Genomic DNA, 6,369 nt, shown 5'->3' with positions numbered 1-6,369 from the left:
TGTACTTTTGCCCATGTCTTTAATTTTTTGTCTTGCAACTCAAAATTAGACTGGGGCGGGTGGTTATCAAAAATAATCACTCGCTTTATTTTTTTACCGGACACTAGTGGAAATTATTCTAAATCTTTAGATGGGCTACTGTTAAGAGTGGTTGCCAAAGTTAATGCCGTAGCAGTACTTCAATTCCTAAATTTTAAAAATAATAGGCCCATTAATTTGTTGAAAACTGCCTTGTTCATTTAAACCGCACAACGGGTAGCCTTTCTTTATCAGTTGATGGTAAATGGCTGCCAACTCGTTTTTCATTCCATGCTTATCAACAAACTTGTATTCTTCATCTATGTACCCATTTTGGAAAAGGGATTCTTCGAAGCTGGCAAACAGTGAAGGGCTTTTGACTATGGTATTATAAGTAAGAATGCCTTTTGGAGCATCCTTGTAGTCACCAGTAAGTGCTTTAAGGACTTTATGGATTGGGGAGTGATTCTTGGATTTGATGGGCTTGCAATTTTGATTTGAACTGCTTCTGAAATGTGCGATGGGTTGGGTGCAATGTGATTGAAGTAAGTAAGGTAAATATCATCTTCAGTGAGTGGTTCTTCCTTTAGCTGCTCGGGGTATGAGTCCTGGATTTCCAAATACAGTCTTACAAGCTGATGTTTCAAATAGAAAAGAATGTAAGCACCATCCGCTGTGGAGGTATTGGTTGGTAGAACTCCAAACTTGGGGTCGTATTGATCTGGTGAATATTCCTGCTCCTGATTTGCCTGTGCTGTTTCACGTAGCTTTTCATTTAGAGGCCGGGTTAATGCCATGTGAACATGGTATTTCTTGGCGTTTGCATTGATGCTTTCATTCACTTGCCTATGGACGTAATTGAGGTACTCAATGGCTTCCGCATCTATCAGCGATAGGAAGTATTTCCGTTTGTTGGTTAGTGCTTTGGGGAACAATACTTCATACAGCGGTTGCACCTGATAGAATGCCTTTTTAAGGTCTTGCAAATCTTGCATGAACTTCAATTCTGAAAAACCCGACAACAACCACGGGCGGAGGTCGAGGAACAGAATCCGGTTGTATGTTTAGAAAAGTGTACTCATAGTTCTAAATCCGAAAATAATTGCCTAATCAGTTTCCATAATTTTTCTAAAATGAGCATAAATGAAAGAACTGATTTCGCTTCGATCATCTTGCCTTTTTTTTCTTTGGTCAGGGCATTGACTTTGTTTTCAAGTTCAATAATCCTGCATTCTAAGCTACTGTTTGCCTTCATAATTCCTATTGTTTTGAATTTCTTTAGGCAAATTTGACTCATCAACAGGAGGTCAAAAGGAACATGAATGGGTCATTTTACCACATCTTTGTTCCTGTTGATAGCCAGTCACTTGCAAATAGAATGAGTTAAGTTTCTGGCGAAAGATTATGCCACTCTTTAACCTGTTCAACCACAGCTCTATCATCCAAATATTTCTGATAGAATACCCAGGTTTCTTTGAAGAGCAAGCCAATAATTTCATAGTATTGTTGCCCTGGCAGTATTTCACCTTCTTCAATACCCGAATGGTCCTTCAGAAAGTTATAAAGCGAATGCACCAAACGGACCAAGTGTCTTTCGTGTGGTAGATTGATTCGTGGCTCTTTATCAATCCTGATACTGCCGTCTTTATTTTTCTTGTAAGTAGTTGGAACTATATCACAATCAAACTCCACACGGTAACCTTCATAGTATTCCTTCAGTGCTTTCTCAATCAGAAATAGTGGTAAGCGTGAAGAAATTTCATGTTCTGTTTCATCACCTTCTAACTTAAATTTCAAGGACGTGACCTTACTTTTATCCTTGATTCCATTCATGAGCTTGCGAAATGCTTCTATTTCAGGAATATGGGGTTCATTCATCCTACTATTTGAAGTCATCTGGTGTCCAACAAGCCAATTAGTCTCTATAATACAAGTAGCAACGTGGATGAGGTCTGGTAATAAATCAGGAATGTCAAAGCGCTGGCAAACGAAAAAAGCTGTTGAAATAGCATCAGCTCGTTTAGTGGCATTTGCCATTTCAAGGAAGTTGAGTTCAAAGTACTGCCCGAGCTTTTCAATATCCGCAGGAACATCAGCAAAAGTGAGTTTTGGCTCAAGGTCATTCCTTTTCAACCAATTTCGAATGTGCCTTATTTTGACATCATCTGTTTCATTCCAATCACCTACAGGAATAAGAGAAAATTCAATGAGTTTGGCAATGCAAAGCATTAGCCGATTTGGGTAGGGGGTCTTTTTGGTAACTTCAAAAAATTTAGCATTTGAAAATAGGTTATAGTACGACTTGGCTAAACGGTATTTGAATTTTGATTTGTGTGCGTTCTCTTCAAATCGGTTGGGATAACGTGCAAGGTCTTTCTTCCAATCCTTATAATGCATGTCTTCATAAGCACGTTTCATATTTTCGATAAACTCTCTGGCTAACCATTCATGCTCCAACTTGATGGTACCAGTATTGAATACAAAATTGATATGGTCTAAATGCGGCCTGATTTTGCCTTCGAACTGCCGCCAAGACTTCATGTCAACGCCAGACTGCTCAATGACTTGAATCGCTTTTTTGGTTTCTTTTTCCGCAGTAGTTATCAACTTTTGATTTTCCGGTTTTTCCCAGAAAGCCACTTCTCGGATATAGGTGTCCTGTGCTGTTGCTATTACTTCCAAAAGCAGATCCCGAATGCGAAGAAGTTCAAAATCGTTAATTACGTTGAGAATCTCATGATGGATTTTTTGTGGAATTACCAGCCTAACGTATTTGTGTTGGGGTTGATATCCTTCAACAAAAGCCCGTTCATCAAATACTTCTTTAAAAAAATCTACCCTTAATCCAAGTTGCCAATTGCTGTAGTGAATATAAAAGTCATACGGGGGCTTTTCTGGTGATTTATATAATTCTACTTCAACACAATCAATCTTTTCTTCCCCATGTAAAATAGCGCCATCTTGGTACAGCATGTCTTCACTATATTCAAAATAGTGTTGGTGCTTCTCAGAATAGAATTGCCAATCATATGTAAATCTGTCTCTCTGGAATTTGGCCCAATCGAATTTGGGCAAACCATCCTTTGATTTTTCATTTTCTTTGACTTCACTCATAAAATAGGTATTAAAAATCCAACTTGATTTTTGTCGCAGCTTCCTTCTTCTTGTCATCAATTATTTTGGCATATACCTGAGTAGTTTTAAGCTCCCTGTGGCCTAATAGTTTTGATACGGTGTAAATATCTGTACCCATAGTAAGCTGCAATGTTGCATAGGTATGACGGGCACAATGGAAGGTGATGGTTTTAGTTACACCGGCACGCCTTACCCATTGCTGCAATTTCAGGTTGTGCCAGGCAGAATACTTCAATCCTACAAATACTCTTGCGTCTTTGTCCCGGCGTTCCCCCAATAGATTAATTGCTTGCTCGGAGATAGGGAGTGTTTCTGCTCCTTTGGTTTTCTTCTGTCTGAATTGAATGTAGTAGGCCATTTCATTGGAGTGCTGCACTTCGGACCATAACAGCTTTTGAATATCTGACCACCGTAATCCGGTAAGGCATGAAAATATGAATGCCGTTTTGAGTTGTGGAATATCGCATTCTGCTTTTACGCAAGCTTGCAATTCATCCAAAGTAAGAAACTCTCTTTCCGGCTCTCCTTGTTTGAAAGCTTCAACACCTTCCGCAGGATTGTGCGGAATGATACCGTCTTTCACTGCTTGCTTTAAAGCTGCTCTCAGCTTGTTAAAGTAGGAGTATTTGGAGTTTTGTGATAGTCGTTGGCTGCCATGTGCAATGGCTTTCTTGTCCAGGTATTCTTTGAAGTCCTGCACAAACTGGCAGTTCACAAACTCAAAGGAAATATCCTGCGGAATAAAAGCCTTCAGGTGCTTGATCATGCTGTCCCAATTTCCATAATTGCCGGCACTATCTTGCCGCTTGCTGGCAAGCAATTGCAGGTAAGAAGTAAAGCTGCCTTTTAGCTTTTCATTGTCACGGAAACCGAAGGTTCCGTTTTGAATTTTTATCTGCCTTTGGGCACGGATAGTTTCAGCAAGCTGTTGAGTTTTCTTGTTTACGTCCTTTTCTCTTTGGTTTTAGGATTGGGCTCCAGGTAGAGGTTGAGGTACTCGGTTTTCCTTTTCCCTTTGTGGTAGTAATCGAGATACAAGCTCGTTTTACCACCCTGATTTCTTTGTCTGAGTGTTACTTTCATGCCTGAAACAGTTTATCGATTTCGGTTCTCTTGATGATGGTGCGTCTGCCTATTTTTCCCGCTCGGATAGTGCCTTTCTTGATTTGGCGGTAAAGGGTCATACGGCTTGCACCTAAAAGCTTGCAGGTTTCTTCGATACTTAGAAAATCCTTCTCAGCAACTTGTTGCTGATTGAAGTTGTGCTTTTGGATTACTACCGGGGCAATCTCCTGAACCTTGGCATCCCTGTTGCGCTTTTTGTAGGCTCGTTTAGCACAGCCATCACCACAGAATTGTGTGACCGTAGTTTTAGCGATAAACTCGGTCCCGCAGTGCTGACAGATTTTAGGTACTCGAATATTGCTGCTCATTGTGCTTCCTTTTTGGGCTTGATTCTGTATCAAAGAGTAACTGGATGTATCAGTTTGTAACTCTATGTAACATCATCTCACCGTTGCCCTAAAAATCTGTTGCTACCAACAAGCTTGTTTCTGATAGCAACTTATTAGCAACAAATATAAGAAAAAAAAGGGAAGAATAACAACAAGAAAAGGAAGCAAAAACAGCCTAAGTTATAGAATAAGAATGAGTTAGAGTATCAAAGTAAGTGTAATTACTTTCCAATACAAAACTTCGAAAAGATATTATCGAGCAGGTCGTCGGTGACGATGGTGCCGGTGATCTCCCCTAAGTGGTGTAGCGACAGGCGTATGTCTTGAGCGAGGAAGTCGCCGGTGATGCCCGTGTCCAGACCCATAATGACCTCCTCTAGTGCCGCTTTGGTCTTGAGAAGGTGTTCGTAGTGACGGGAGTTGCTCACAACGGTATCGCTGGCAGCCTGGCTTTTTACCATCCCGATCAGCGTAAATTTGAGGTTTTCAAGTCCAAGTTGCGTTTTGGCAGAGATGCTTAGCTGAACCGCACCATGCATTACTTCACCGCGTATCACCTCACCCCTACCCCCTGTCCTTGGAGGATAGGGGGACTCCTCCTGCTGATTGCCTTCCGTAAAGGTAGTTGGATCAACCTCCCCCTCTCCTGTCAGGAGAGGGGGCTGGGGGGTGAGGTGATTTTCTCGGGGCTCAGAGGCGGTCTGTCGCACGGTGAGGTTATCCACCTTATTCTTAACCCAAATCCTCTTTTTACCCGGTTCCAAGGCGTCAGAAAGGGGCTGAAGGTCCTGATAGGTTTCGGGACTGTCGTATAAGAAAATAACGATATCCGCCTTTTCCATGGCCTGTTTGGACCGACCGATGCCGATGGTCTCCACCTCGTCGGTGGTGTCGCGTATGCCGGCCGTATCTATAAATCGGAACTTTAGCCCTCCCAATACCATGGTATCTTCGATGACGTCGCGGGTGGTACCGGCAATGCTGGTCACGATGGCTTTCTCCTCATTGAGCAGGGCATTGAGCAGGGTCGACTTGCCAACGTTGGGCGAGCCTATGATGGCCACCGGAAAGCCTTCCTTGATGGCATTGCCAAAGTCGAAGGAGTCGATCAAGGGGTTTATAGTCCCTAGGAGGGAGTTGATCAGCCGACGGAGGTCGTCGCGTTCGGCAAATTCTACGTCTTCCTCTCCAAAGTCGAGCTCCAGCTCTATCATAGAGGCAAAATGGATCAGTTCGGTACGGAGCCCTCCGAGTTTCTTAGAGAACCCACCCCGAAGCTGGTTGAGGGCCGTCTTATGGCTGGCTTCTGAGTCGGCGGCGATCAGGTCGGCTACGGCCTCGGCCTGCACCAAGTCAAACTGCCCATTCAAAAAGGCCCGCTGGGTAAACTCCCCCGGCCGGGCGATCCGTGCGCCCTGTTGAATCAGTAATTTCAAAATCTGCCTGACGATATAATCGGAACCATGGCAGCCTATTTCGATGGCATCCTCCTTGGTAAAAGACCGGGGAGTCCTAAAGACGCTCACCAGCACCTCATCGATCAGGCTATCCCCGTTGCGCAGGGTCCCAAAATGAACGGTATGCGAAGCGGCTTGCTCGAGGTCCGCCCCTTTAAAAACACTGTTAACCAAGGCAATAGACCCTTTTCCAGAGAGCCTGATCACGGCTATAGCTCCTACCCCTGACGCCGTTGCCAGGGCACATATCATATCTTGTTGTTGTATCTGTCCTTCTTTCATTTTGCAAAGATGCGACAGATTAA

At 43.1% G+C, this 6,369-nt stretch carries 7 protein-coding genes and 1 pseudogene; 1 reads left to right on the top strand and 7 read right to left on the bottom strand.

Annotated elements, in window-relative coordinates; translation table 11 throughout:
• Nucleotides 1–243, top strand: a pseudogene (locus CLV98_RS23790) (hypothetical protein); the annotation flags it as partial.
• Between the two features lie 155 nt (nucleotides 244–398).
• On the opposite strand, the gene CLV98_RS19000 reads toward CLV98_RS23790, so the two are convergent.
• The 7 genes from CLV98_RS19000 to mnmE all read right to left on the bottom strand — a co-directional run bounded on the left by CLV98_RS19000 (nucleotide 399) and on the right by mnmE (nucleotide 6,346).
• Nucleotides 399–1,013: a hypothetical protein gene (locus CLV98_RS19000; RefSeq protein ID WP_109676909.1), complete on the bottom strand. Its 615-nt coding sequence runs from the start codon at nucleotides 1,011–1,013 to the stop codon at nucleotides 399–401.
• An 83-nt stretch (nucleotides 1,014–1,096) separates the two neighbouring features.
• A complete protein-coding gene (locus tag CLV98_RS23485; protein ID WP_158281291.1) occupies nucleotides 1,097–1,273 on the bottom strand; it encodes a hypothetical protein in 177 nt (58 codons plus the stop codon).
• 128 nt (nucleotides 1,274–1,401) lie between these two features.
• On the bottom strand, nucleotides 1,402–3,132 hold the full coding sequence (locus CLV98_RS18990; protein ID WP_109676905.1) for a hypothetical protein: 1,731 nt from the start codon (nucleotides 3,130–3,132) through the stop codon (nucleotides 1,402–1,404).
• Between the two features lie 10 nt (nucleotides 3,133–3,142).
• Nucleotides 3,143–3,973, bottom strand: a complete 831-nt coding sequence (locus CLV98_RS18985) for a tyrosine-type recombinase/integrase (RefSeq protein ID WP_229203462.1) — start codon at nucleotides 3,971–3,973, stop codon at nucleotides 3,143–3,145.
• Between the two features lie 122 nt (nucleotides 3,974–4,095).
• Nucleotides 4,096–4,236, bottom strand: a complete 141-nt coding sequence (locus CLV98_RS23960; RefSeq protein ID WP_229203461.1) for an Arm DNA-binding domain-containing protein — start codon at nucleotides 4,234–4,236, stop codon at nucleotides 4,096–4,098.
• On the bottom strand, nucleotides 4,233–4,619 hold the full coding sequence (locus CLV98_RS18980) for a helix-turn-helix domain-containing protein (RefSeq protein ID WP_229203460.1): 387 nt from the start codon (nucleotides 4,617–4,619) through the stop codon (nucleotides 4,233–4,235). The genes CLV98_RS23960 and CLV98_RS18980 overlap by 4 nt, the downstream gene beginning before the upstream one ends.
• Nucleotides 4,620–4,828: 209 nt before the next feature.
• Nucleotides 4,829–6,346: a tRNA uridine-5-carboxymethylaminomethyl(34) synthesis GTPase MnmE gene (gene mnmE / locus CLV98_RS18975; RefSeq protein WP_109676901.1), complete on the bottom strand. Its 1,518-nt coding sequence runs from the start codon at nucleotides 6,344–6,346 to the stop codon at nucleotides 4,829–4,831.
• Between the last annotated feature and the right edge of the window lie 23 nt (nucleotides 6,347–6,369).

The organism is Dyadobacter jejuensis, assembly GCF_003149085.1.
Classification (GTDB): domain Bacteria; phylum Bacteroidota; class Bacteroidia; order Cytophagales; family Spirosomataceae; genus Dyadobacter; species Dyadobacter jejuensis.
Note: the sequence above shows the minus strand (reverse complement) of the source record. Positions and strands in the feature narration are given on the sequence as shown.

What these genes read in the sequence shown, in the direction of transcription:
- CLV98_RS23485 (WP_158281291.1), bottom strand. Translation starts at nt 1,273, where the DNA reads ATGAAGGCAAACAGTAGCTTAGAATGCAGGATTATTGAACTTGAAAAC.
- CLV98_RS23960 (WP_229203461.1), bottom strand. Translation starts at nt 4,236, where the DNA reads ATGAAAGTAACACTCAGACAAAGAAATCAGGGTGGTAAAACGAGCTTG.
- CLV98_RS19000 (WP_109676909.1), bottom strand. Translation starts at nt 1,013, where the DNA reads ATGCAAGATTTGCAAGACCTTAAAAAGGCATTCTATCAGGTGCAACCG.
- CLV98_RS18990 (WP_109676905.1), bottom strand. Translation starts at nt 3,132, where the DNA reads ATGAGTGAAGTCAAAGAAAATGAAAAATCAAAGGATGGTTTGCCCAAA.
- mnmE (WP_109676901.1), bottom strand. Translation starts at nt 6,346, where the DNA reads ATGAAAGAAGGACAGATACAACAACAAGATATGATATGTGCCCTGGCA.